This window comes from Rhodanobacter sp. Root480 (assembly GCF_001426645.1).
GTDB lineage: Bacteria > Pseudomonadota > Gammaproteobacteria > Xanthomonadales > Rhodanobacteraceae > Rhodanobacter > Rhodanobacter ginsenosidimutans.
Genome location: NZ_LMEX01000001.1, coordinates 964,272 through 987,898, shown reverse-complemented (window position 1 = coordinate 987,898; position 23,627 = coordinate 964,272). Strand labels below are relative to the sequence as shown.

Sequence of the window (23,627 nt, the reverse complement as noted above, 5' to 3'; positions counted from 1 at the left end):
GGCGTACCGGTGATCGGTTATCCTTGGCGCTGTTTTCCCGAACAAGAAGCATGAGCGAAATGGTTACCCAGGTGCCTCTCACGGCAGGTCCGGCCCCGCGCCGACACAGTGTTGCCGTGCAGGTCGGCAAGGTCCGCGTCGGTGGCGATGCGCCGATCGTGGTGCAGTCGATGACCAATACCGACACCGAGGACGCCGCCAGCACCGCCAGGCAGGTTGCCGAGCTGGCCCGCGCCGGGTCCGAACTGGTACGCATTACGGTCAACACGCCGGCCGCCGCCGCGGCGGTGCCGCGGATCGCCGAGCGGCTGGCGATGATGGGCGTGGACGTGCCGCTGGTTGGCGACTTCCACTACAACGGCCACCAGTTGCTGGAACGCGAACCGGCCTGTGCCGAGGCGCTGGCCAAGTACCGCATCAACCCCGGCAACGTGGGTTTCGGGGCCAAGCGCGACACCCAGTTCGCGTCGATCATCGAAATGGCACTGCGTTACGCCAAGCCGGTGCGCATCGGCGTCAACTGGGGTTCGCTGGACCAGAGCATGCTGGCCGCGCTGATGGACGAGAACGCGCAGCGCGCCGAACCGTGGGATGCCTCGCGGGTGGCGCGCGAGGCGCTGATCCGCTCGGCGCTGGAGTCGGCCGCCAAGGCCGAGGAAATCGGCCTGGGACGCGACCGCATCATCCTGTCGTGCAAGGTCTCCGGCGTGCAGGAGTTGATCGCCGTGTACCGCGACCTGGCCACGCGCTGCGATTATGCCTTGCACCTGGGCCTCACCGAGGCGGGCATGGGTTCCAAGGGCATCACCGCCTCCAGCGCCGCGCTGGCCGTGTTGCTGCAGGAAGGCATCGGCGACACCATCCGCATCTCGCTGACGCCCGAACCTGGCGCCTCCCGCACCGGCGAGGTGATTGTGGCGCAGGAGCTGCTGCAGACGATGGGGCTGCGTTCGTTCACGCCGCTGGTCACCGCCTGCCCGGGCTGCGGCCGCACCACCAGCGAGTTCTTCCAGGTGCTGGCCAAGACCGTGCAGGAACACGTGCGCGAACAGATGCCGTTGTGGCGGGTGAAGTACGACGGCGTCGAGAACCTCACGCTGGCGGTGATGGGCTGCATCGTCAACGGGCCGGGCGAATCCAAGCACGCCAATATCGGCATCTCGCTGCCGGGCAACGGCGAGGCGCCGGCCGCGCCGGTTTTCATCGACGGCGAAAAGGCGATGACCCTGCGTGGCGACAATATCGCCAACGAATTCGTGGGCATCCTGGACGATTACGTGGAGCGCAAATACACCGCCCGCACGAGCTGATGGATGCGTCACAATGCGCGGGTACGGTTTTCTTCACACTGCGTTGCCAGCTCGTGTGTTGACCCAGGGAGTCAGTCGGGCTTGAGTGGGCTGGGCTGCAAGGCCAGCTCTTCGCCTCGACCACACAAGTCCGACAGGCCCCTGAAGCGAAACCTCCTCAATGGGATGACTATCCGTGACGAAACGCCCACAGCTGCGCACCGTCGTTCTTTACGTATCCGTGTCGGCACTGTGGATCTGGTTTTCCGACCACGCGTTGAATGCCGTGGCCGGCGACCGCGCCGATCTGCCATTCCTGCAGAGCATCAAGGGCTGGTTCTTCGTACTTGGTACCGGCGCGTTGCTGTATTGGATGCTCGGCCGCGACATGCGCCGGCTGCAGCAGGCCACCCAGCGACTGCTGGACGGGCAGGAGCAGGCATTGCGCGTGTTGGTGTCGGCGATCGACATCCGGCACAAGGAAACCGGGGATCATTCCGGCCGCGTGATGCGCATGGCCACCGGCCTGGCGCGCGTGGCAGGGGTGCATGGCGATGCGCTGCGCAACCTCTCATTCGGCGCCTTGCTGCATGACATCGGCAAGCTGGCGGTGCCCGACGCGATCCTGGTCAAGCCGGGCAGGCTCGACGAAGGGGAGATCGCCGTCATGCGCCAGCACGCGCGGTTCGGCGGCGACATGCTGCAGCGGGTGGATTTCCTGCGCGGTGCAAGCGACATCCCTTACAGCCACCACGAGCGCTGGGACGGCGCCGGTTATCCTGCCGGCCTGCGCGGCGAAGCCATCCCGCTGGCGGCGCGGATATTCAGCGTCGTCGACATCTGGGATGCGCTGATTTCCCCGCGCGTCTACAAGCCCGCCTGGCCCGAAGCCGACGTCCTCGACTACCTGCGCAAGGTGGCCGGCAGCCAGCTCGACCCCCGACTGGTCGCGCTGTTCATCGAGCACTACGACGACATCAAGGCGCTGGGCGAGCCACCCGAAACCGCCGAGCCGCCACGCGCCGCGCTCTCGTAGGAGTGCACCCTGTGCGCGACGCTTTTTGCCGAAAATGACGAAGAGCCTCGCGCACAGGGTGCGCTCCTGCCGCTATTTGCAGGGCTGGATCAGCTCATCCGTAAATGCCGCCCAATTGCCCGGCTGACCGGGCCGGCGACGTAACGTGGCCACGTCCTGCAGGTACTGCGCCCGCGGTATCTCGACAGCGCCGAGGCTCACGGTGTGTGCGTTGGCCACCTGGGTGTCGATCAGCGGGAAATCCCAGCCGTGCAGCAGCTTGGCCAGCGCAACCAGCGCCAGTTTGGATGCGCCGCTCTGGCGGCTGAACATCGACTCGCCGCAGAACAGTTGCCCCAGCGCAATGCCGTAGATGCCACCGATCAGTTGCGTGCCCTCCCAGACTTCGAGGCTGTGGGCGTGGCCCAGGTGATAGAGGCGGTTGTAGGCATCGACCATCGCCGGCACGATCCAGGTGCCCGAGGCGTCCCGGCGCGGCGCGGCACAGCCGCGAACCACCGCGTCGAATGCGTGGTCGAGCGTGAGGTGCCAATGCTTGCCCGCCAACTGCCGACGCAGGCTGCGGTTGATGCGCAGGTCCTGCGTGTGCAGCACGCAACGCGGATCGGGCGACCACCACAGGATCGGCTCGCCATCGCTGAACCAGGGAAAGATGCCCTTGCCGTAGGCCGCCAGCAGCCGCGTCGGCGAAAGGTCGCCGCCAAACGCCAGCAGGCCGTTGGGTTCCGTCAACGCCTGCCGGGGGTCGGGGAACGACGCCGGCGCGTCCGGATCGAGCAGGGGCAGGCGGATCACGGCGACAGGTCGCGCGGTGAGCCGGTTTCGTTGTCCTCGCGGGTCTTCGCATACGGGCTGTGCGCCAGCAGTTCGGCCGCATAGCCGTCCACCGCTTCCGCTTCGTGGATCAGCGCGTCCGCCACCGCCGCGCGGAAGCCGGGGTTGACCAGGAAATGCCGCGAATGCGTGCGTACCGGCAGAAAGCCGCGTGCCAGCTTGTGCTCGCCCTGCGCGCCGGGTTCGAAACGCTGCAGGCCCTGCGCGATGGCGTAGTCGATGCCGCGGTAATAGCACAGCTCGAAATGCAGCCCCGGTACGTCCACCGACGCGCCCCAATAGCGCCCATACAACACGCCGCCGCCCTGAATGAACAGCGCCATCGCCACGATGGTTTCGCCGTCGCGCGCCAGCGCCAGTTGCGCGGTCTGGCCCAGTTCGCCCAGGTGGCTGAAGAACGCGGCGGTGAGCGCAGCGTGGTTGCCCTTGGCGTCGAAGGTGGTCTCGTACAACGCATGCACGCGGCGCCATTCGAGCAGGCTGAGGCTGTCGCCGCTGCGCCATTCGATGGCGAGGCCGCTGGCCGCCACCTGTTCGCGCTCGCGCAGGATGTTCTTGCGCTTCTTGTGGTTGAGCGTGGCCAGGAACGCCGGGAAATGGCGGTAGCCGTGGTTGTGCCAATGGAACTGCACGTCCGACCGCACCAGCCAGTCCTCGTCAAACGCCTCGGTTTCGCCGGCCTCCAGAAAATTGGCATGCACCGAGGAAAGCCCCAGCTCCTCCGCTTCGCCGCGCATCGCCTCCACCAGCGCCCGCTGCAGCAGGACCGTTTGCCCGTCGCCGCCAGCCAGCAGCCGCGGCCCGGTCACCGGCGAGTAGGGCACGCCGTTGAGCAGTTTCGGGTAGTACTCGCCGCCGGCCTGCTGCCAGGCACGCGCCCAGCCGAAATCGAACACGAACTCGCCGTGCGAGTTGCCCTTGAAGTACAGCGGTGCGGCGGCAATCAGTCGCTCGCGCTCGTAGATGCCCAGATGATGCGGCTGCCAACCCCAGTCCGGCCGGATACAGCCGGAACGCTCCAGCGTGGCCAGGAACGCATGCGAGACAAACGGATTGTCGTCGCCACGCAGCGCGTCCCACGCCGCGGCAGGCAGGTCGGCAATGGCGTCATGGAAGCGGGTGGTGAGCATGGTTCGGCCTGTAGGAGCGCACCTTGTGCGCGATGCTTTTCGTTACGTGACGAAGAGCTGTCGCGCACAGGGTGCGCTCCTACATCTCACGCTGCCGGCGTCTGCTGATCCAGCCAGCGCTCGGCATCCAGCGCGGCCATGCAGCCGAAGCCGGCCGAGGTGATCGCCTGGCGGTAGACATGGTCGGCCACGTCGCCGGCGGCGAACACGCCTTCGACCGAGGTCATCGTGGCCATGCCCTGCTGGCCGCTGTGGATCCTGATGTAGCCGTCGTGCATGTCGAGCTGGCCCTGGAAGATGCCGGTATTGGGCGTGTGGCCGATCGCCACGAAGAAGCCGGTGGCCTCGATGTCGCGGGTGGCGCCGGAGTTGACGTCCTTCACGCGCACACCGGTGACGCCGGAGTCGTCGCCTAGCACCTCGTCCACGCTGTGGTTCCACACCAGCTCGATCTTGCCGGCGGCGGCCTTCTCGAACAGCTTGTCCTGCATGATCTTCTCGGCGCGCAGCTTGTCGCGGCGATGCACCAGGTAGACCTTGCTGGCGATGTTGGACAGGTACAACGCCTCTTCCACGGCGGTATTGCCGCCGCCGATCACCACCACCGCCTGCTCGCGGAAGAAGAAGCCGTCGCAGGTAGCGCAGGCGGACACGCCCTTGCCCTTGAACTTCTCCTCCGAGGCGATGCCCAGGTACTTCGCGGTGGCGCCGGTGGTGATGATCAGCGCGTCGGCGGTGTAGTCGCCGGAGTCGCCGCGCAGCCGGAACGGGCGCTGCTTCAGATCCACCGTGTGGATGTGATCGAAGATCATCTCGGTGTGGAAGCGCTCGGCGTGTTCGGCCATGCGCTGCATCAATGCCGGCCCCTGCAGCCCCTCGACGTCGCCCGGCCAGTTGTCCACGTCGGTGGTGGTCATCAGCTGGCCGCCCTGCTGCAGGCCGGTGATCATGGTCGGCTTGAGGTTGGCGCGCGCGGCGTAGACCGCCGCGGTGTAGCCGGCGGGGCCGGAGCCGAGGATCAGCAGTCGACTGTGCTTGGGAACGGTGTTCATTTTTGCCAGTTACTCCGCGGAGTTTTGCAGCGGTTGCGGGATGGTGTGCGCTGGGGCGGTTGTCCGGGGTTGCCCGCGCAAGCCGTTGATCCGGCGGTCGCTGTGCGTCGATGACGCGTGGCAGGGTCCTGAAAAATCGCCGGTCCAGCGGCGCACCGTTATAATCCTCGTCAGCTGTCGACGGCCGTGGCATGCGGTCGCGGCTTTTCGCGAAGGCTTGCGCATGACCGACGAACAGCGGCGGTTCAGTCGGCAAGGATGGGGAATCGAAGCCGCCGATTCAAGGCGAGCGGCGTTGCCACGGTGATTTTCCGCCACACTTCTCCCTCGACAGGATTTGCCCGCATGGTCTGTAAAACCCCGAATCCCGGCACCGGCGGTGCCCCTGACGGCAAGCTGGTACAACCGGCGTTGCAAGGTATGCTCTGACGTTGGTCAACAGGAAGAGGTCGTCCATGGCGACACGCAGCACGAACGCCAGACAGCCGGCCCGGGAAGGCCTCAGCGAGGAGTTGAAACGGCGCTTGCGCGAAGCCGGCGCGCTGCTGTTGCTGCCGCTGGCGCTGTACCTGCTGGTGTGCCTGTTCAGTTACAACCCAATGGACCCGAGCTGGTCGCATGTGGGTAGCGCCGATCACGCGCGCAACTTCGGCGGCATGCTGGGTGCGTACGTGGCCGACCTGCTGCGCTACCTGTTCGGCATGGTGGCGTATGCATTCCCGCTGCTGCTGGTCCTGCTGGGCGTGAACGTGCTGCGCCACCGGGCGGAACCCAGCAGCAGCCGTTGGGAGCCTTCGCTGCGGCTGATCGGCTCGGTGTTCTTCTTCATTACCGCGCCGGGCCTTTGCTGGCTCAATTTCCCCGACAGCGGCATGGCGCCCCAGGGCGCCGGCGGCATGATCGGCGAGGCAGTGGGCAAGGGGCTGCAATACGTTTTCGGCTACAAGGGCGCGCCGCTGCTGTTGCTGGCGGTGTTCCTGGTGGCCGTGACGCTGGCCACCGGGCTGTCGTGGTTCAAGGTGATGGACTGGACCGGGCACACGGTGCTGCGGCTGACCGAGATGGTTCGCGAGCGCCTGCGCCAGGCGCCGCAGGAACGCGCTGCGCGGCTGGCGCGCACCGAGCGCGCTGCGGTGAAGAAAGACGACGCGGTGAAGCAGGCGAAACGCGAGCCGGTGCGGATCGAATCGGCCCCCGCGCCGGTGACCAAAAGCGAGCGCGCCCGGCTGGAAACACAGATCCCGCTGTTCGTGGGCGCTGCCGCGCCGGGCGAGCTGCCACCGCTGTCGCTGCTGGACGAGGCGCCGGAGCAGGGCCCGGGCTATTCGGAAGAAACGCTCGAGGTGCTGTCGCGCCAGGTGGAGTTGAAGCTCAAGGATTTCCGCATCGAGGCCAAGGTGGTGGGTGTGTACCCCGGCCCGGTGATCACCCGCTTCGAGCTGGAGCCGGCCGCCGGCGTGCGCGGTTCGCAGGTGTCCAGCCTGGACAAGGACATCGCCCGCGGCCTGTCCGTGGTGAGCGTGCGCGTAGTTGACGTGATCCCCGGCAAGAACGTGATCGGCCTGGAGATCCCCAACACCCGCAAGCAGATCGTCTATCTCTCCGAGATCCTGCGATCGGACAAGTACGACCAGCAGAAATCGCCGCTGGCGCTGGCACTGGGCAAGGACATCGGCGGGAAACCCGTCGTGGTGGACCTGGCCAAGATGCCGCACCTGCTGGTCGCCGGCACCACCGGTTCGGGCAAGTCGGTGGCGGTCAACGCGATGGTGCTTTCGCTGCTGTACAAGGCCAGCGCCAAAGACGTGCGCATGATCATGATCGACCCGAAGATGCTGGAGCTCTCGGTCTACGAGGGCATCCCGCACCTGCTGGCGCCGGTGGTCACCGACATGAAGGAAGCGGCCAACGCGCTGCGCTGGTGCGTGGCCGAGATGGAGCGCCGCTACAAGCTGATGGCCGCCGTGGGCGTGCGCAACCTGGCCGGCTTCAACAAGAAGGTGAAGGACGCCGAGAACGCGGGCCAACCACTGCTCGATCCGCTGTTCCGCCCCAATCCGGAGATGCCCAACCTGGCCGCCGAGCCGCTGGAGCCGCTGCCGAACATCGTGGTGATCATCGACGAGTTCGCCGACATGATGATGATCGTCGGCAAGAAGGTGGAGGAGTTGATCGCCCGCCTGGCGCAGAAGGCGCGCGCCGCCGGCGTGCACCTGATCCTGGCCACCCAGCGTCCGTCGGTGGACGTGATCACCGGCCTGATCAAGGCCAACATCCCCACCCGCATCGCGTTCCAGGTATCCAGCAAGATCGACTCGCGCACGATCCTCGACCAGTCCGGCGCCGAAGCGCTGCTGGGTCATGGCGACATGCTGTACCTGCCGCCGGGCACCGCCACGCCCGAGCGCGTGCATGGCGCCTTCGTCGACGACCACGAGGTGCACGGCGTGGTCAACTGGCTGAAATCCCAGGGCGAGCCCAACTACATCGAAGGCGTGCTGGAGGAAGTACAGGCCACCAGCGACGGCAAGTTCATCAATGATTCCGGCATCCCGCAGGATGGCGAGGAGGGTGGCGATGCCGAGGCGCAGCTGTACGACAAGGCCGTCGCCATCGTCACCCAGACCCGCCGGGCCTCCATCTCCGGCGTGCAGCGCCATCTGCGCATCGGCTACAACCGCGCCGCCCGCCTGGTCGAACAGATGGAGCAGGACGGCGTGGTCAGCGCGCCCCAGCACAACGGCAATCGCGAAGTGCTGGCGCCCCCGCCGCCGCGGGATTGAGCCGCGGCAATGCGGGATGCGGGAAAATTGTAGGAGCGACTTCAGTCGCGATGCTCTTGTTCCGGGGCTTCAGAGAAAAAGCATCGCGACTGAAGTCGCTCCTACAGAGAACACGCTCCGGTTAAGCCAATACGTCCCACAATCCGCACCGCCATCGCTTTGGGAATCCCGATGAAACGCCTCACCCTCGCTGCCGTCCTCCTGCTGCTGTCGTTCGTGACCCAGGCCGCCACCGGGCCGGCCCGCGCGCGGTTGGATGCGTTCGCGCAGAACCTGCATTCGCTGACCGGTCATTTCAGCCAGACCCTGATCGACATCAACGGGCACGATAGCAAGACCAGTGCGGGTACGCTGGCGCTGCAGTCGCCGCGGCAGTTTCGCTGGGAGACGTTGACGCCGTACAAGCAGACCATCGTGGCCGACGGCAGCCGCGTGTGGATGTACGACCCGGAGCTGGACCAGGTCACCGTGCGGATCCAGAGCGCCGAGGAGGCGCACAGCCCGCTCACCGTGCTCACCGACGTGTCGCAACTGGACAACAACTTCAAGGTGGCCGAACGCGGCGAGCGCGACGGCCTGCAATGGCTGCGGCTCACCTCCACCGCGAAAGACCCGCAGTTCGACTACGCCGACCTGGGTTTCGATGCGAACGGCCTGGCGCGCATGACGTTCCGCGACCAGCTCGGCTCCACCACGGACATCCGCTTTTCCGGCTGGCAGCGCAACGTGGCAATCCCGCCATCGACCTTCAACTTCGTGCCGCCGCCGGGCGCCGACGTGATCGGCGATGCGCCGGTGATCAACGTGCAGCCGCTGAAAGACTGACTGCATCCTCATGCCGGTCTTGCGTCAACTGCCGCGTTGGGCCTGGTTCGGCGGCGGCGTGCTCGCCTTCATCGCGGGCATCGTCAACGCCGCCGGCTACATGGGTTTTCGCCACCAGTCGATCACCAACCTCACCGGCTCCGCCAGCCTGTTCGGCGTGGCGCTGGGCACTGGCGACAGCGGCGAAGCCTGGCATTGGCTGCTATCGATCGGTGCGTTCGTGCTCGGTGCCGTGGTCAGCGGCATGATCGTGCAGCAGAGCACGCTGCAACTGGGCCGCCGTTACGGGGTGACCCTGGTACTGGAATCGATCCTGCTGTTCGCGGCCGTGCCATTGCTGCATCAGAACGATTCGCTGGGGCTTTACCTGGCTGCGATGGGCGCCGGGTTGCAGAACGGCATGGCCAGCACGTACAGCGGCATGGTGTTCCGCACCACCCACGTCTCGGGCATGTTCACCGACCTCGGCATCTACATCGGCCAGCGCCTGCGTGGCCTCACCGTGGATACCTTGCGCGTGCGGGTGTGCGTGCTGGTGATCGTCACGTTCACCCTGGGCAGTGCGGCAGGCGCGCTGCTTTTCCCCGCCTTGCATGAGCGCACCCTGCTGGTGCCCGCCGTGCTGACGGGTTTGTGCGGCCTGGGCTACACGCTGTATCGCCGCCGGGTCCCGGCCGACGCCTGAGCGAACGCGGTGCCCACAACCCGCGGGTTATCATCCGCCCATGCCTCGCAATCCATCCCCGTCCGCCGATCTGTTCGCCACCGAAACCGATGCGCTGAAACCGCTGGCCGAGCGCATGCGCCCGCAAAGCCTCGACGAAATCGTGGGCCAGCAGCGGCTGGTGGGGCCGGACAAGGCGCTGCGCCGCGCGCTGGAGGCGGGCAAGATCCATTCGATGGTGTTGTGGGGCCCGCCCGGTTGCGGCAAGACCACGCTGGCGCTGCTGGTGGCGCGCTACGCCGACGCGGATTTCCGCGCGATTTCCGCCGTGCTTTCCGGCCTGCCGGACGTGCGCAAGGCGCTGGCCGAGGCCGAGGTGAACTTTGCCCAGGGCCGGCGCACCGTGCTGTTCGTGGACGAGGTGCACCGCTTCAACAAGACCCAGCAGGATGCGTTCCTGCCGCACATCGAACGCGGCGTGATCATCTTCATCGGCGCCACCACCGAAAACCCCTCGTTCGAGCTGAACTCCGCGCTGCTGTCGCGCTGCCGCGTGCACGTGCTGGAGCCGGTTTCCGGCGACGACATCATTGCCGCGCTGAAACGTGCGCTGGCGGACAGCGAGCGCGGACTGGGCACGTTGCAGTTGCAGGTCGGCGACGAAGCGCTGGATTCCATCGCCCAGGCCGCCGACGGCGACGTGCGCCGCGCGCTGACCCTGCTGGAAATCGCCGCCGAACTGGCCGACGACGGGCGCATCGATCAAACCACGCTGACCCAGGTCCTGGCCGACCGCACCCGCCGTTTCGACAAGCAGGGCGAGCAGTTCTACGACCAGATCTCGGCGCTGCACAAATCCGTGCGCTCGTCCGATCCCGACGCTGCGGTGTACTGGCTGTGTCGCATGCTCGATGGCGGCGTCGATCCGCTGTACCTGGCGCGCCGCATGACCCGCATGGCGGTGGAGGATGTCGGCCTGGCCGAACCACGTGCCTGGCGCATGGCGCTGGATGCATGGGACACCTACGAACGCCTGGGCAGCCCCGAAGGCGAGCTGGGCCTGGCCCAGCTGGCGATCTGGCTGGCCATCGCGCCCAAGAGCAACGCCGCCTACATGGCCTACAACAAGGCCCGCGCCGCGGTGCGCGAAGGCGGCACGCTGGAAGTGCCGATGCACCTGCGCAACGCGCCCACCAAGCTGATGAAAGGCATGGGCTACGGCAAGGGCTACCAATACGACCACGACGCCGAAGGCGGCATCGCGCTGGATCAGCAATGCCTGCCCGACGCACTGGTCGGCACCGTGTTCTACGAGCCGGTCGAGCGCGGCCTGGAACTGCAATTGCGCGAGAAGCTGCTCGACCTGCGCAAGCGTCGCCGCGACGCGCAGAATTCGTGACCGCGGCCGGCATGCGCCGATGAACGCCGTGGCCTGGCGCGCTGCCATCTTCGTCGTGCTGCTGTTGCTGTTGGTGCTGGCCGAATGGCGCTGGCCGCGGCATCAAGGCAATCCCGACCGGCGTCATCGCTGGCCGGTGAACCTGGGCTTCGGCCTGGCCGGCGCGCTCTGCCTGCGCTTGCTGTTGCCGTGGCTGGCCATCGATGCCGCGCTTTGGGCGCAGCAACACCACGTCGGCCTGTTGCACCTGTGGACGCTGCCATCGTGGCTGGCGATCGTGGTGACCTTGATGGCGCTGGACTTGTTGATCTATGCCCAGCATCGGCTGATGCACCGGGTGGGCTGGCTGTGGCGGTTGCATCGCCTGCACCACAGCGACCTCACGCTGGATGCCAGCTCCGCCATGCGTTTCCACCCGCTGGAAATCTTGTTTTCGATGGGCCTGAAAATCGCCGCGGTACTGGCGCTGGGCGCCACACCCGCGGCCGTGCTGGCGTTCGAGATCCTGCTCAACGGCTTTGCGATGTTCACCCATGCGAACCTGGCCTTGCCGCTTGGGCTGGATCGCGCGCTGCGCTGGATGGTGGTCACGCCCGACATGCACCGCATCCACCACTCGGTGCTGCGCGACGAGCACGACAGCAACTTCGGCTTCAACCTGTCGTGGTGGGACTGGTTGTTCCGCAGCTACCGCGACGCCCCACGCCAGCCGCAGGCAACCCTGCGGCTGGGGTTGGACCGGTTCCGCGACAGCCGCGAGCAGCGCTTCGGCGCCCTGATGCTGCAACCGTTCCGCCGCCGGTGAACCCGTAGGAGCGACTTCAGTCGCGATGCCTTTCGACGTCCCTCAAAAGCATCGCGCACAGGGTGCGCTCCTACAAAAAACGGGCGCGTCAGTGGGCGCCCACCGCCTCGCGCAATTTGCGGCTGTACGCGCGAATACGCGCCGCGTTGGCGCCCACGTCGCTGCCGCCCACGCGCGATTCGGAGCGCACATCCACGCGCGTACCGCCGGCCTCGGGCCGCAGGCGAATCACCACGTCGTCCTTGAAGCCAAACCAGAACGTGGTGGCGGTGGCCTCGATGCGGCCCTCATCCGGCACCTGCGCCGCGATCACCCAGCCCATCGACTTGGCGCTGTCCAACGCCGCCTTGAAGACTGTCGCCGGCGGCGCGTCGAACTGCAGCGGCTGGATGTCCGGATACGCCGCGTGCTGCTTGGCCGCCACCTCGGCACCACCGTAGACGGCCGAGTTGGGTGCGTCCGCGCGCTCGGCCAGCAGCGTCTGGAACGGCGGCGGGTTGGCCGTGTCGGTGGTGATGTCGTGGATCGCCGGCACCGAGCCGGCCTTGTGCTTGAACAGCATCGGCGGCACGAACGCAATCACGCCCAGCACGATCGCGATCAGCGCCCGCACCAGGTAGCGCCGCGGCTGGGCGAACAGCGCCAGCAGCAGCGCGACCACGCCGAACAGCGCCGCCAGCAGGCCCAGCCAGTAGCCGAAGAACACGCTTGAGAAAGCGGCGCCCAGGCCGATCATCCCGGCCCGATAAAGCGGCCCGGCCAACATCGCCACCAGCGCGACGATGCCGGCCAGCAAACCGAGCGAGGCGATGCGGCGAGTCCAGGGGAAGGGTGGTCGAGTATTCATGCGATGGCTCCAGGTTGGTGTACGGGCTCTTGGGCGTGGCGTTCAATCAGACATCGTGGAAATCGGCACTTTCCGCTTCCTTCCCCCGCAACGCGGGGGAAGGTGCCCGAAGGGCGGATGGGGGCGCTCTTGATCTTGTTTCGCATGACGAAAAGCGCCCCCCTCAGCCCTTCGGGCAGCTCCCCCCGCTGTGCAGGGGGAGCAATCTATCAGGGCTTCTCGGGTCGTCCATGCATTCCTCCAGTAGCCAGTCGAGCAGCTCGCGTTGTTCGGGCAACGGCGCGGGCAGGGCTTTCAAATCGACGATGAGCGACGCCAGGTCGCCGCCGTCATCGACATCGTTGAGCATCGGCAGCGACGCGATGGCGCCGCCGCTCGACAAGGCGTCGATCAACGCGCTGGCGGTATCGGCGCATGAATAACGCGGCGCCAGCCACGCAGCCTCCGGTACCGGCTGGCGTGTGCCGAACAGCCAGAAGCCGCCATCGTGCGCCGGCGCCAATACGAAGGGCGTGGCGGGATCGTCCAGCGCTTCGAGCGCCGCAGACACTAGGTCGACCCGGATCTGCGGCGCATCGGCGCCGATCAGCAGCACGCGCCCGTGACGCTGCTGCAGCAACGCACAGACGTGATGCAGCCGCGCGCCGAGTGTGCCTTCGCCTTGCCACAGCGTGGACAGCGTGCTCCACATCGGATCATTGAGGGCGTCGCGTTCGGCGACAGCCCAGCACGGTTGAGCGGCGGGCATCGCGGCGCGGGCCACGGCGGCGACGGCCGCGGCGGCCAGGCGGTGGAAGTGTTCGGCGCGTGGTTGCCCGATGCTCGCCGCAAGACGGGTCTTCACCGGCGAGTGGCCGGGCGTCTTGACGAAGATGGCCAGCGCCGCGCTCATCGTCGTTCCCGCCGCAGGCGGCGCCATTGCGGCCACGCCTGGATCAGGGTCAGCCAAAGATGCCGCGAGGTCGTTCGCCACCAGCCATGCCGTGCGTATTTGCGGGCGCTGGTTTGCAGCGCCGCGCCGACGCCGACGATGGGCAGGCCGGCGCGCCGCGCGGTCCATACCAGCAGGTGATCCTCGCCGTAGCGCACGCGCTCGTCGAAGCCGCCCAGCGCGGTGAAGCAATGCGCCGGCAACAACAAGCCCTGGTCGCCAAAAGGCATCTTCAGCCAGTGCGAGCGAAGGTTGGCGCCACAGGCGTTCAACGTGGCCAGCCGCGGGCCGTCGCGGCTGAAGGACAGGTCGAAGAAACCCAGCGCGTCATCCGCGCGCTGCGTGAAGCGCTGCAACGCCGCAAGCGTTTCCGGTTGCAGTCGGGAGTCGGCATGCACAAACCACAACCATCGTCCGCGCGCGGCCTGGGCGCCGCTGTTCTGCTGCCGCGCGCGACCCGGTGGGCTGCCGATCTGGCGCAGCGTCGATCGTGTCGACGACGGCAGTGGCGGCAATGCTTGCGCGCCGGCATGCACCAGGATCACTTCGCTGTCGTGGGGCAAGCCTTCGGACAGTTGATCGAGCAAAGGACGCCATGCCGTTTCGCCCGGTGCCAGCGGCACGATCACCGACAGGCGCAGCGAGCCTGCGGCGGCCGTGTCGTGATCGATACCGCTGGCGGGGCTCGCGTTCATCAGCAGCAGGCGCCGCCCGTGTCAGCAGCGGCGTGCGTGTCCGGCGCGCAATCGAACAAGCCGAAGTGCCGCTGCTTGTCGCCGTCGATGCGGAAATGCCCCGCATAACGGCTGGCGCCCAGCATGTCGGCAGTGTTGCCGCAAACGCTTAGCGGGCGGCCGGTTTCGAAATGGTGGTGGTCATCGAGGTCGAACGCATGCGGCTGGTGCGGCAGCGTGCCGAGATACGTGGCGACCTGGCCATAGTCCTCGCAGCGATCCTCCAGCGGCAGCTTGAACGCGCGCCAGGTGATGGATTCGAAACGGGCAAAGCCGATGCGCTGCTCCACCGCGGGGTCGGTCAGTTCGATCGGGCTGCGGGCGCATACGCGCGCATCGGCCACGCCCAGCGTGCCCAGCAGGCGGCGGAAGTCCTCGACGTACAGCGCGCCGGCCAGGCACTCGCCCAGCAAGACCGGGTCACGCATCAGTGCGGCAGGCAGGCGGCGGTCGGCGAACACGTCGGAGAAGTACAACTCGCCGCCGGGCTTCAGCACACGCAGGATCTGCGCGAACGCACGCGCCTTGTCGGGCACCAGGTTGAGCACGCAATTGGAGACCACCACGTCGACCGAGTTGTCGGCGATGCCCAGCGCGTCGAGGTTGGCCAGATCGCCGGCCAGCAAGCTGACGTTGCTGCGCGCGTGGCCGAACGCTTTGGCGTGGTAATCGCGATGACGCTCGGCCACGGCCAGTTGCGCGGCGGTCATGTCCACGCCGATCACGCGGCCTTGCTCGCCAACCAGGCGCGACAGCAGATAGACGTCGCGACCGGTGCCACAGCCCAGGTCCAGCACGGTGGCACCCGTCAGCGCAGGCGGGATGGGCGAGCCGCAACCGTAGAAGCGTTCGGTGATTTCCGGGTGCAGCAGGGCGGCGGTTTCGCGCAGGTGCAGCGGCATGGCGCTGGTGCTGCAGCAGGCGGTGGTGCGCAGGTCGGTGCTGCTTTTCAGCGTCTCGCCGTAGTACTCGCGTACGTCGTCGCGGACGCGGGAGTCGTCGCCGCAGCAGGTCTTGGTTTGGGTGTCTTCAGTCATGTTTGTGCTTCGGGTTGGAGGTTGATGAATAGCGCCGGTCCGGTTCCTTTGTAGGAGCGACTTCAGTCGCGACGCTCTTCTTCATGCCGACGAAGGGCAAAAGCGTCGCGACTGAAGTCGCTCCTACAGGTCCCCGTTACACGGTCAGCGCGCCGCCGCAGGAACTGCCTGCGCCGGCCGTGCAGCCGTAGCAATGGCTGCCGAAGGCGATCCGCTCATGCTCGATGTCGGTCAGTGCGTCGATGTCCCACAGCGTGCGTTCGCGACCGCCCAGTGGCAGCTCCAGCGCCTGGTTGAAATCGCAGTCGTACAGGTGCCCGCGCCAGTCCACCGACAACTGGTTGCGGCACATCACGCCCAGCGCCGCCTGCGGATTGAACGCATCCAGCAGGGTCTGCATGTAGCTGTCGTAGCGGCCCTCACGCTCCAGCAGGTGCAGGAAGCGCTTGATCGGCATGTTGGTGATGGTGAACAGGTGGTTGAAGTGGATATCGAAATGCTGGGCCAGTTCGCGCCTGTAGTCCGCCTCCAGTGAGGCCTGCGCGGGCGGCAGGCTGGCGCCTAGCGGGTTGTAGACCAGGTCGATTTCCAGGCCCGAACCCTCGCGCCCGTAACCCAGCTCCGACAGCATGCGCAGCGCCCGGATGGACGGATCGAACACGTGCTGGCCGCGCTGCTTTTCCACGTTGGCCTTGGTGTAGCAGGGCAGCGAGGCCACGATCTTGACGCCCTGGTCGGCCAGGAATTGCGCGGTGTCTTCCTGGCCTTCGCGGAACAGGATGGTGAGGTTGCAGCGGTCGATCACCGTCTTGCCCATGGTGCGCGACTCGCGCACCAGCTGGCGGAAGTGCGGGTTCATCTCCGGTGCGCCACCGGTCAGGTCCACGGTATGGATGGTCGGCGCATCGGCCAGCAAGGCCAGCAGGCGGTTCACCGTGGCGGCCTGCATGATTTCCGTGCGCTTGGGGCCGGCTTCGACGTGGCAGTGATGGCAGGCCAGGTCGCACAGCTTGCCCACGTTGACCTGCAGGATTTCCAGCGGCGTGCGCGGCAGGGCCACGCCATGCATGCGCAGCGTGTGCGCGAAGGACGGTCGCACGTCGATGGCGATGTCATTCATCGGTGGACTCCGGTGTGGCGGTGGACGCCGAGAAAGTGAGGTCGCCGAACCATGCGTTGACGTGGCCTTTGGTGTTGTCGGTGTCGCTGGCAACGGCCACGCCGGTGATCGATGGTGCCGGGCGACCGAAGGCGGCGCGGAAATCGGCGGCTACATCGCGATGCTCGCTCTGCCATTGACCTGCGTGGGCATTGCCGCTTTGCAGGACGATGGTGCGCACGGCGCCATAGTAGGCGTTCGGCGCGATGGTGCCGACCGGGTGCGTGTTGTCCCACACGTAGCACAGCGCGGCGCGGGGCAGCGCATGCCCCATGACCACGCGCGCCATCCGCAGTTTCAGTCGTTCGCCCAAGGTCAGCGCGTTGGCGGGCATGTCGAAAAACACGTAGACGCGCGCCGCGAAATCGTCGCCATGCTTCTTCGCGAGGTTCGCCCTGGCCACGCTGTGGTCCACCTTCCAGCGCCAGCTCAACACCTGATCCGGCGGCAGCTTCAGCGGGTGGGCGATACCCCCTGCACCGCGGTTGGCATCGATGTGCAGCACGGTGACATCGCCGTCGCGGACCAGCATGACGCCGGCCTTGGTCTTGTGCCGCGACATCGCGTAATGCTTCCAGCCGGAGGGCAGCTGGCTTCCCGTGGCGCTGTCGGAAAAACGCAGCGACAGCGTCCCGTCGCTCGCCATGGCCAACGGGGCGACAAGGCCCAGCGTGATGCAGAGGAGAAACCGGGTTTTCATCGTCGCCGCCAGCGAAACCAACGTTCCGCCCAGCGTAGCGCGCCCTGCGGTGCGTGTGCCTTGCGCCAGGCGCCGGCGGCGTATTTGTTGGCCTCCGCCCAGGTCGGATAGGCGTGGATGGTGCCCAGGATCTTGCCCAGGCCCAGGCCGTGGGCCATCGCCAGGGTGAACTCGGCCAGCAGTTCGCCGGCCTGCGCGCCGACGATGGTGGCGCCCAGGATGCGATCCTTGCCCGGCACGGTGAGCACCTTGACGAAGCCCCGCGTGCCGTCCTCGGCGATGGCGCGGTCGAGGTCGGCCAGGTCGTAGCGGGTGACCTCGTAATGGATGTCCTGCTCCGTGGCCTCGCGTTCGTTGAGCCCCACCCGCGCCACTTCCGGGTCCACGAAGGTGGTGGCGGGGATCGCCGAGTAATCCGCCTTGAACCGCCACAGTCCGCCCAGCAGCGCGTTGAGGGTGGCGTACCAGGCTTGATGCGCGCCCACGTGGGTGAGCTGGTAGGGACCGGCCACGTCACCGCAGGCGTAGATGTTGGGATACAGCGTTTGCAGGTATTGATCGGTGTCGATGGTGCGCGGCGTTGGAATGCCCAGCGCCTGCAATCCGTAACCTTCGACGCGCGGGCGACGGCCCACGGCCACCAGCAAGGCGTCGAAGGGCAGGGCGACGGTTTCGCCGTTGTGCTCGCAGCGCAGGGATTTTCTCTGCGCATCCGATTCCACCGCCACCGCCTTGTGCCCGGTGCGCACGTCGACGCCATCCTCGCGCAGGCGCGCTTCCACAAACGCCGAGACGTCGGTGTCCTCGCGGCTCAGCAGCCGTTCGCCCAGTTCGACTTGGGTCACGCGGGAACCCAATCGCGCAAACGCCTGCGCCAGCTCGCAACCCACCGGGCCGCCGCCCATCACCACCAGCCGTTGCGGCAGCTCGCGCAACGCCCACAAGGTGTTCGAGGTGAGAAAACCGGAGTCGGCCAGGCCCGGCAGGTCCGGCACCAGCGGCTCCGCCCCGGCGGCGATGACGATGGCGCGGGTGGTGAGGGTTTCGCCGTCGATGCGTACTTCCCACGGCGACACGATGGTGGCGTGGCCCTTGCGCACGTCCACGCCCAGCTCGCGGTAGCGCTCCACCGAATCGTGCGGCGCCACGTCGCCGATCACCCGCTGCACGCGCGCCATCACCGCGGCGAAATCGACGGTGATCTCGCCAGTTTGCACACCGGCTGCGACGGCATCGCGCGCCCGCGCGGCCAGCCGTGCGCTGTGGATCAGCGCCTTCGACGGCACACAGCCTTCATTGAGGCAGTCGCCGCCCATCGCGCCTTTTTCCACCAGCGTCACGCGGGATTTCACCGCGGCCGCGATGTATGCGCTGACCAGCCCCGCCGCCCCGGCACCGATCACCATCAGGTTGCGATCGAAGCGCCGTGGCTTCTTCCAGCGCGCATAAAGCTTGCGCCGCCGCACCAGCGCCACCAGCGCGCGCGCAATCCAGGGAAAGATACCCAGCAGCACGAACGAGCCGATCAGCAGCGGCGAAAAAATGCCCGATGCCGAATCCAGTTGCGCCAGCTGCGTGCCTGCATTCACGTACACGACGGTGCCGGCCAGCATGCCGACCTGGCTGACCCAGTAGAACGTGCGCGCCGGCAGCGCGGTCACGCCCATCAGCAGGTTGATCACGAAAAACGGCAGCGCCGGCACCAGCCGCAAGGTGAACAGGTAGAACGCGCCATCACGCTTCAGGCCTTCATCGATGGTGGCCAGGCGCTTGCCGAAACGGCGCTTCACCGCATCGCGAAACAGGAACCGGCTGGCCAGAAACGCCAGCGTCGCGCCGATCGACGAGGCGAATGAGGCCAGCAGCGTGCCCTCCACCAGCCCGAACACCGCGCCGGCGGCAATCGTGGCCAGCGCCGCGCCGGGCAGCGACGCGGCCGCCATCACGATGTAGCCCACCAGAAAACCCGCCGCCAGCAACACGGGGTGCTGGGCGCGCCATGCCTGCAGTGACTGCTGCTGCTCCTTGAGCGCGTGCAGGCTGAGGTAGTGCGACAGGTCGAACGCGAAAAAGCCGACGATCGCGGCGACGATCAGCAACGCGATCAAAAGCCGGGGGAGAAGACGACGCCAGTTCATGGCATCTCCGCCGTCATCGGTTGTGCGTGATCGCGTGGAAAAGTCACCGGGTGTCTCGACATCGGGCTCGTCCTTTGTGAGTTGAGCGTCGGGCAGGCCGGCATTGCCGGCCGGTGCGGGTCACGGGGTCTTTCGTTCCGGCAAAGGGGAAAGTTACCTGAACCACCGTGTCGCCGCCGCGACGATCCGTACCCATCGACTGACTCGCTTGTTTGCGCCGCTTCACCGGCTGCCACGATAATTGCCGGTCTGATCACCCAAAGGAACGACCATGCTGGACCCGACGCTGCTGCGAGCGCATCTCGCCGATACCGCCAAGCGGCTCGCGACGCGCGGCTTTGTGCTGGACACGGCGGCCGTGGAGCAGCTCGAAAGCCAGCGCAAGCAGCTTTCGATGGAGACGCAGGAACTGCAGAGCGTGCGCAACGCGCGTTCCAAGGCGATCGGCCAGGCCAAGGGCAAGGGCGAAGACGTTACCGACTTGATGGCCGAAGTCGCCGGCCTGGGCGACAAGCTCAAGAACAACGAGCAGGCGCTGGCCGACGTGCAGGCCAGGCTGTCCGAGATCGCGCTGGGCATCCCCAACCTGCCGCACGATTCCGTGCCGGAAGGGCGCGACGAAAAAGACAACGTCGAAGTCAGCCGCTGGGGCACGCCACGCAGCTTCGGTTTCGAGGTGAAGGATCACGTCGAGCTGGGTGAGCGCCACGGCTGGCTCGATGGCGACGCTGGCGCCAAACTGTCTGGCGCGCGCTTCACCGTCATGCGTGGCCAACTGGCGCACCTGCACCGCGCGCTGGGCCAGTTCATGCTCGACCTGCACACTGCCGAGCACGGCTACCTGGAATGCAACGTGCCGGTGATCGTCAACGCCGAAAGCATGCAGGGCACCGGCCAACTCCCGAAATTCGCGGACGATCTGTTCGCCACCGAGGTCAACGAAACCAGGCGTTACCTGATCCCCACCGCCGAAGTCCCGCTCACCAACCTGCTGCGCGACACCATCCAGGACGCCGACGCACTGCCGCTGCGCATGACCGCGCACACCCTGTGCTTCCGCGCCGAAGCGGGCAGCTACGGTCGCGATACCCGCGGCATGATCCGCCAGCACCAGTTCGAGAAAGTCGAGATGGTGCAGATCAGCCGCGCCAGCGACTCCTATGCCCAACTCGAAGAACTGGTCGGCCACGCCGAAACCGTGCTGCAGAAACTCGGCCTGCCGTATCGCAAGCTGCTGCTGTGCACCGGCGACATGGGCTTCGGCGCCACCAAGACCTACGACCTCGAAGTGTGGCTGCCCAGCCAGCAGACCTATCGCGAAATCTCCAGCTGCTCCAACTGCGAAGACTTCCAGGCCCGCCGCCTGCAGGCCCGCGTACGCAATCCCGAAACCGGCAAGCCCGAACTCGTGCACACCCTGAACGGCTCCGGCCTCGCCATCGGCCGCACCCTCATCGCCGTAATGGAAAACAACCAGAACGCCGACGGCTCGATCACCATCCCCGAAGCCCTGCGCCCGTACATGGCTGGGCTGGATCGCATCGCATGACCACGGCGCCGGCACGCGGAAGCTGGGGCAGGGTGGAGTTCTACACCAGCTTCTTCCTGCTGGCGGTATTGGCCACAGTGATCGGCATGCGCCTCAGCTTCGAGAGCGTGTGGCGCCTGCCCACCGTCGACCTCGACCTGTCCGTCATCGCGCTGCCGCTGGTACTGGCCAGCTTCTGGCTGGCCCGCCACAGCCGCCGCTGGCGCCTCGCCATCATCACCTTCGCCGCCGCCACCCAACTCGTCCCGATGGTCGTCCGCGAACCGATCCTGCTGCTGCCGCTGCTGGGTGCGCTGATTCCGGTGGCGATCCTGGCGGTCTGCCTGGTGGCGCTGTCGAGGAAGGATTCCAGCCGTCCCCCGCAAAGCCGTTCCTGATAGGATTGCACCCCGCGCAAGCACCCCTAACCGTTCTCCCTGAGCGTAGCGCAGCGAAGTCGAAGGGCAATCCGCCGGTCTGTTTGATGCGGCGGATAAAGAACCAGGTTTGGAGAGATGGCCGGGTGGTTTAAGGCAGCAGCCACTTAACGCGTAGGCAGGAAGCCGAAGCGGACAGCGGTGCAGCCGCTGGCCCCGAAGGGGGGAAGGGCAGGATGCCTGGAACAAAACTGCCGAGTGGCGCGCAACGCGCGCCTTGCGCAGGACAACGAGTTTATGGAGAGATGGCCGAGTGGTTTAAGGCAGCAGCCACTTAACGCGTAGGCAGGAAGCCGAAGCGGACAGCGGCGCAGCCGCTGGCCCCGAAGGGGTGAAGGGCAGGATGCCCGGAACAAAACTGCCGTAGTGGCGTGCAACGCGCGCCTTGCGCAGGACAACGAGTTTATGGAGAGATGGCCGAGTGGTTTAAGGCAGCAGTCTTGACGCGTAGGCAGGAAGCCGAAGCGGACAGCGGCACAGCCGCTGGCCCCGAAGGGGTGAAGGGCAGGATGCCCGGAACAAAACTGCCGTAGTGGCGCGCAACGCGCGCCTTGCGCGGGACAACGAGTTTATGGAGAGATGGCCGAGTGGTTTAAGGCAGCAGTCTTGAAAACTGCCGTAGTGGTAACACTACCGTGGGTTCGAATCCCACTCTCTCCGCCAGAAACACAAAGCGCCCCGTACGGGGCGCTTTGTGTTTCTGGCGGTGACGGCTGGGATGAGAACCCGCCCGAATTACTCAGTACATCCTGCGTCTGGCACTCTGGGCCGTCGGCGGCCACGCCCGAACCATCAACATCATCCGCTCTGCCACAAACCCCACCTCAATACACCGCATCATGATCCCCCACATTGATCGGCACGATCTGCTGGTCGCGGATGATCAATTCCAAGGTGATGCGGTAGGACAGGTTGATCGACACCGAATGCAGCCCCTCCAGCTTTCCACCCAGGGCATGCAACCGCAGGGACGGATGGTGGGGATTGGCCATCAGCAACAGCAGCGTCTTGCGGTACTGCTCGCGCACTTGCGGGTGGCGCTTGAGAAAGCGCGCCGCGCGACGGTTGTACTGGTCGGTGAAGACCAGCGTGAAGCTCATGGCAGTTTGGCCAGGCGCTTCATGTGCGCGTCGACCGACTCCGTGACAAAGCGGCCCGCAACCATATCCGCCTGACTCTCGGCCAGCGCCGCGGACAACTCACACTCGCGCAGGTAGTGGTAATGCTCGATGTTCATCACCACGAAACGGTCCTTGCCGCGCACCGACACCATCGCCTCGGGCGCGTCGGCCAGCGCTTCCGCAATCGCGGACACGCCCTGGGTTTTCAGATGGTTCGCACTGATCGAACTCATGGCAATTCCTCTTGGTACAACTCGATCTATCGTATCATCAATCGTACGATAAAAAGTGTGTATGGACGTACGCTTCCCGTCTGCAAGCAAGGCCTTGTGTCGGATTACCTCATCGGCCAGCAATCTCGCCCCGTGCGACACTTCCGCGTCATCGTCGGCGTAGTGAAGCCAACAGGGAATCCACCGTGACCACACTCTCCGACCGCGTCAGCCAGGCCGTCGACTACGCCCGTATCGCCCACGCCACGCAGGTCCGCAAGGGTTCGAACATTCCGTATCTCTATCACCTGCTCGGCGTGGCCAGCCTGGTGATCGAGTTCGGTGGCAACGAAGACCAGGTCATCGCCGGCCTGCTGCATGACACGGTCGAGGATTGCGGCGCGGGGCAGGAGGCCATGATCCGCGCGCAGTTCGGCGACACCGTTGCCAACATCGTCATGGATTGCACCGACGGCACCGCCGAAGGCAAGGCCCGCCATACCGATCCGGAAGCCAAACACCGCGACTGGGTTGAGCGCAAACTCGCCTACCTCGCGCACTTGAAACAAGCCCCAGACGCCACGCTGCTGGTCTCCGCCTGCGACAAACTCCACAACGCCCGCGCCATCGTGCAGGACCTGGAAGACCCTGAAATAGCCACCCTCGTATTCGACCGCTTCACCGGCGGCCGCGACGGCACGCTCGGCTATTACCAGGCGCTGACGGAGATCTTCTCCACCCGCAGCGTCAAGGTCGCCAAGGTGCTCGACAGCACGGTGGACTGGATGCACGAACTGGCCGGGGCAAGCGAGCGCAAGGCGCTTGAGAGCGTTGTGGGGTAGTCGCCAGCACGTTGCCGTAGCACTGGCCTGAAGGCTCTGCATGGCAGGGTCTTTTTTGCTTGCCCAAGCGTGTTGGCACGGTACAGACTAAGCGGTCATATGCACCGCTCACCTGCGGGTGGGC

Annotated in this window: 22 protein-coding genes and 1 tRNA gene; 11 read left to right on the top strand and 12 right to left on the bottom strand. The window is 66.4% G+C overall.

Annotated elements, in window-relative coordinates; translation table 11 throughout:
• Window positions 1-50: 50 nt before the first annotated feature.
• Both ispG and ASD22_RS04670 read left to right on the top strand, forming a co-directional pair.
• Window positions 51-1,310 (top strand): flavodoxin-dependent (E)-4-hydroxy-3-methylbut-2-enyl-diphosphate synthase, encoded by a 1,260-nt coding sequence (gene ispG, locus ASD22_RS04675; RefSeq protein ID WP_056079538.1) that lies wholly within the window; start codon window positions 51-53, stop codon window positions 1,308-1,310.
• Window positions 1,311-1,485: 175 nt separating this feature from the next.
• Complete coding sequence (locus tag ASD22_RS04670; RefSeq protein ID WP_056079534.1) at window positions 1,486-2,325, top strand: HD domain-containing phosphohydrolase; 840 nt, start codon at window positions 1,486-1,488, stop codon at window positions 2,323-2,325.
• Window positions 2,326-2,397: 72 nt separating this feature from the next.
• On the opposite strand, the gene aat is transcribed toward ASD22_RS04670, so the two are convergent.
• The 3 genes from aat to trxB form a co-directional block, all read right to left on the bottom strand.
• A complete protein-coding gene (gene aat, locus ASD22_RS04665) occupies window positions 2,398-3,120 on the bottom strand; it encodes a leucyl/phenylalanyl-tRNA--protein transferase (RefSeq protein ID WP_056079531.1) in 723 nt (240 codons plus the stop codon).
• Entirely contained in the window at window positions 3,117-4,289 is a 1,173-nt protein-coding gene (locus ASD22_RS04660) for a GNAT family N-acetyltransferase (protein ID WP_056079529.1), read from the bottom strand. The genes aat and ASD22_RS04660 overlap by 4 nt, the downstream gene beginning before the upstream one ends.
• A gap of 86 nt (window positions 4,290-4,375) precedes the next feature.
• The gene (gene trxB, locus ASD22_RS04655; protein ID WP_007079738.1) at window positions 4,376-5,341 is read right to left on the bottom strand and encodes a thioredoxin-disulfide reductase; all 966 of its coding nucleotides are present in this window, start codon (window positions 5,339-5,341) and stop codon (window positions 4,376-4,378) included.
• A gap of 455 nt (window positions 5,342-5,796) precedes the next feature.
• Here trxB and ASD22_RS04650 point away from each other — a divergent pair, with 455 nt between their 5' ends.
• From ASD22_RS04650 to ASD22_RS04630, 5 genes are all read left to right on the top strand, one after another.
• Window positions 5,797-8,124: a DNA translocase FtsK gene (locus ASD22_RS04650; protein ID WP_056079523.1), complete on the top strand. Its 2,328-nt coding sequence runs from the start codon at window positions 5,797-5,799 to the stop codon at window positions 8,122-8,124.
• 171 nt (window positions 8,125-8,295) lie between these two features.
• Window positions 8,296-8,949, top strand: a complete 654-nt coding sequence (gene lolA / locus ASD22_RS04645; RefSeq protein ID WP_056079522.1) for an outer membrane lipoprotein chaperone LolA — start codon at window positions 8,296-8,298, stop codon at window positions 8,947-8,949.
• Between the two features lie 10 nt (window positions 8,950-8,959).
• The gene (locus ASD22_RS04640; RefSeq protein ID WP_056079519.1) at window positions 8,960-9,634 is read left to right on the top strand and encodes a YoaK family protein; all 675 of its coding nucleotides are present in this window, start codon (window positions 8,960-8,962) and stop codon (window positions 9,632-9,634) included.
• 40 nt (window positions 9,635-9,674) lie between these two features.
• Window positions 9,675-11,012: a replication-associated recombination protein A gene (locus tag ASD22_RS04635; RefSeq protein WP_056079516.1), complete on the top strand. Its 1,338-nt coding sequence runs from the start codon at window positions 9,675-9,677 to the stop codon at window positions 11,010-11,012.
• 19 nt (window positions 11,013-11,031) lie between these two features.
• Complete coding sequence (locus tag ASD22_RS04630) at window positions 11,032-11,817, top strand: sterol desaturase family protein (protein ID WP_056079513.1); 786 nt, start codon at window positions 11,032-11,034, stop codon at window positions 11,815-11,817.
• An 88-nt stretch (window positions 11,818-11,905) separates the two neighbouring features.
• On the opposite strand, the gene ASD22_RS04625 is transcribed toward ASD22_RS04630, so the two are convergent.
• From ASD22_RS04625 to ASD22_RS04595, 7 genes are all read right to left on the bottom strand, one after another.
• A complete protein-coding gene (locus tag ASD22_RS04625) occupies window positions 11,906-12,664 on the bottom strand; it encodes a DUF1499 domain-containing protein (RefSeq protein ID WP_082520121.1) in 759 nt (252 codons plus the stop codon).
• Between the two features lie 163 nt (window positions 12,665-12,827).
• On the bottom strand, window positions 12,828-13,556 hold the full coding sequence (locus ASD22_RS04620; protein ID WP_235577521.1) for a DUF2064 domain-containing protein: 729 nt from the start codon (window positions 13,554-13,556) through the stop codon (window positions 12,828-12,830).
• Window positions 13,553-14,290, bottom strand: a complete 738-nt coding sequence (locus ASD22_RS04615; protein WP_056079508.1) for a glycosyltransferase family 2 protein — start codon at window positions 14,288-14,290, stop codon at window positions 13,553-13,555. Before ASD22_RS04615 ends, ASD22_RS04620 begins: the two co-directional genes overlap by 4 nt.
• Window positions 14,290-15,366, bottom strand: a complete 1,077-nt coding sequence (locus ASD22_RS04610) for a methyltransferase domain-containing protein (protein WP_056079503.1) — start codon at window positions 15,364-15,366, stop codon at window positions 14,290-14,292. Before ASD22_RS04610 ends, ASD22_RS04615 begins: the two co-directional genes overlap by 1 nt.
• A gap of 136 nt (window positions 15,367-15,502) precedes the next feature.
• A complete protein-coding gene (gene arsS, locus ASD22_RS04605) occupies window positions 15,503-16,486 on the bottom strand; it encodes an arsenosugar biosynthesis radical SAM (seleno)protein ArsS (protein ID WP_056079501.1) in 984 nt (327 codons plus the stop codon).
• A complete protein-coding gene (locus ASD22_RS04600) occupies window positions 16,479-17,225 on the bottom strand; it encodes a DUF3047 domain-containing protein (protein WP_056079498.1) in 747 nt (248 codons plus the stop codon). Before ASD22_RS04600 ends, arsS begins: the two co-directional genes overlap by 8 nt.
• Entirely contained in the window at window positions 17,222-19,363 is a 2,142-nt protein-coding gene (locus ASD22_RS04595; RefSeq protein WP_056079493.1) for a bifunctional TVP38/TMEM64 family protein/FAD-dependent oxidoreductase, read from the bottom strand. Before ASD22_RS04595 ends, ASD22_RS04600 begins: the two co-directional genes overlap by 4 nt.
• A gap of 271 nt (window positions 19,364-19,634) precedes the next feature.
• Between ASD22_RS04595 and serS the strand changes: the two genes are divergently transcribed.
• The 3 genes from serS (at window position 19,635) to ASD22_RS04580 (ending at window position 21,991) form a co-directional block, all read left to right on the top strand.
• Window positions 19,635-20,912, top strand: a complete 1,278-nt coding sequence (gene serS / locus ASD22_RS04590) for a serine--tRNA ligase (RefSeq protein ID WP_056079490.1) — start codon at window positions 19,635-19,637, stop codon at window positions 20,910-20,912.
• The gene (locus ASD22_RS04585; RefSeq protein ID WP_056079487.1) at window positions 20,909-21,289 is read left to right on the top strand and encodes a hypothetical protein; all 381 of its coding nucleotides are present in this window, start codon (window positions 20,909-20,911) and stop codon (window positions 21,287-21,289) included. The genes serS and ASD22_RS04585 overlap by 4 nt, the downstream gene beginning before the upstream one ends.
• A 612-nt stretch (window positions 21,290-21,901) precedes the next feature.
• A tRNA-Ser gene (locus ASD22_RS04580) sits at window positions 21,902-21,991 on the top strand.
• 161 nt (window positions 21,992-22,152) lie between these two features.
• Here the strand turns inward: ASD22_RS04580 and ASD22_RS04575 are convergent.
• Both ASD22_RS04575 and ASD22_RS04570 read right to left on the bottom strand, forming a co-directional pair.
• Complete coding sequence (locus tag ASD22_RS04575; protein WP_056079484.1) at window positions 22,153-22,428, bottom strand: plasmid stabilization protein; 276 nt, start codon at window positions 22,426-22,428, stop codon at window positions 22,153-22,155.
• On the bottom strand, window positions 22,425-22,682 hold the full coding sequence (locus tag ASD22_RS04570) for a hypothetical protein (RefSeq protein WP_056079480.1): 258 nt from the start codon (window positions 22,680-22,682) through the stop codon (window positions 22,425-22,427). The genes ASD22_RS04575 and ASD22_RS04570 overlap by 4 nt, the downstream gene beginning before the upstream one ends.
• A gap of 185 nt (window positions 22,683-22,867) precedes the next feature.
• Between ASD22_RS04570 and ASD22_RS04565 the strand changes: the two genes are divergently transcribed.
• The gene (locus tag ASD22_RS04565) at window positions 22,868-23,503 is read left to right on the top strand and encodes an HD domain-containing protein (protein WP_056079477.1); all 636 of its coding nucleotides are present in this window, start codon (window positions 22,868-22,870) and stop codon (window positions 23,501-23,503) included.
• Window positions 23,504-23,627 lie beyond the last annotated feature (124 nt).

Bases quoted from the DNA above. Each gene is read 5' to 3' on its own strand.
- ASD22_RS04575 (WP_056079484.1), bottom strand. From the start codon at position 22,428: ATGAGCTTCACGCTGGTCTTCACCGACCAGTACAACCGTCGCGCGGCG.
- ASD22_RS04660 (WP_056079529.1), bottom strand. From the start codon at position 4,289: ATGCTCACCACCCGCTTCCATGACGCCATTGCCGACCTGCCTGCCGCG.
- ASD22_RS04615 (WP_056079508.1), bottom strand. From the start codon at position 14,290: ATGAACGCGAGCCCCGCCAGCGGTATCGATCACGACACGGCCGCCGCA.
- serS (WP_056079490.1), top strand. From the start codon at position 19,635: ATGCTGGACCCGACGCTGCTGCGAGCGCATCTCGCCGATACCGCCAAG.
- ASD22_RS04625 (WP_082520121.1), bottom strand. From the start codon at position 12,664: ATGAATACTCGACCACCCTTCCCCTGGACTCGCCGCATCGCCTCGCTC.
- arsS (WP_056079501.1), bottom strand. From the start codon at position 16,486: ATGAATGACATCGCCATCGACGTGCGACCGTCCTTCGCGCACACGCTG.
- ASD22_RS04610 (WP_056079503.1), bottom strand. From the start codon at position 15,366: ATGACTGAAGACACCCAAACCAAGACCTGCTGCGGCGACGACTCCCGC.
- ASD22_RS04630 (WP_056079513.1), top strand. From the start codon at position 11,032: ATGAACGCCGTGGCCTGGCGCGCTGCCATCTTCGTCGTGCTGCTGTTG.
- ASD22_RS04640 (WP_056079519.1), top strand. From the start codon at position 8,960: ATGCCGGTCTTGCGTCAACTGCCGCGTTGGGCCTGGTTCGGCGGCGGC.
- ASD22_RS04620 (WP_235577521.1), bottom strand. From the start codon at position 13,556: ATGAGCGCGGCGCTGGCCATCTTCGTCAAGACGCCCGGCCACTCGCCG.
- ASD22_RS04650 (WP_056079523.1), top strand. From the start codon at position 5,797: ATGGCGACACGCAGCACGAACGCCAGACAGCCGGCCCGGGAAGGCCTC.
- ASD22_RS04570 (WP_056079480.1), bottom strand. From the start codon at position 22,682: ATGAGTTCGATCAGTGCGAACCATCTGAAAACCCAGGGCGTGTCCGCG.
- lolA (WP_056079522.1), top strand. From the start codon at position 8,296: ATGAAACGCCTCACCCTCGCTGCCGTCCTCCTGCTGCTGTCGTTCGTG.
- trxB (WP_007079738.1), bottom strand. From the start codon at position 5,341: ATGAACACCGTTCCCAAGCACAGTCGACTGCTGATCCTCGGCTCCGGC.
- ASD22_RS04600 (WP_056079498.1), bottom strand. From the start codon at position 17,225: ATGAAAACCCGGTTTCTCCTCTGCATCACGCTGGGCCTTGTCGCCCCG.
- ASD22_RS04595 (WP_056079493.1), bottom strand. From the start codon at position 19,363: ATGAACTGGCGTCGTCTTCTCCCCCGGCTTTTGATCGCGTTGCTGATC.
- ASD22_RS04585 (WP_056079487.1), top strand. From the start codon at position 20,909: ATGACCACGGCGCCGGCACGCGGAAGCTGGGGCAGGGTGGAGTTCTAC.
- ispG (WP_056079538.1), top strand. From the start codon at position 51: ATGAGCGAAATGGTTACCCAGGTGCCTCTCACGGCAGGTCCGGCCCCG.
- ASD22_RS04635 (WP_056079516.1), top strand. From the start codon at position 9,675: ATGCCTCGCAATCCATCCCCGTCCGCCGATCTGTTCGCCACCGAAACC.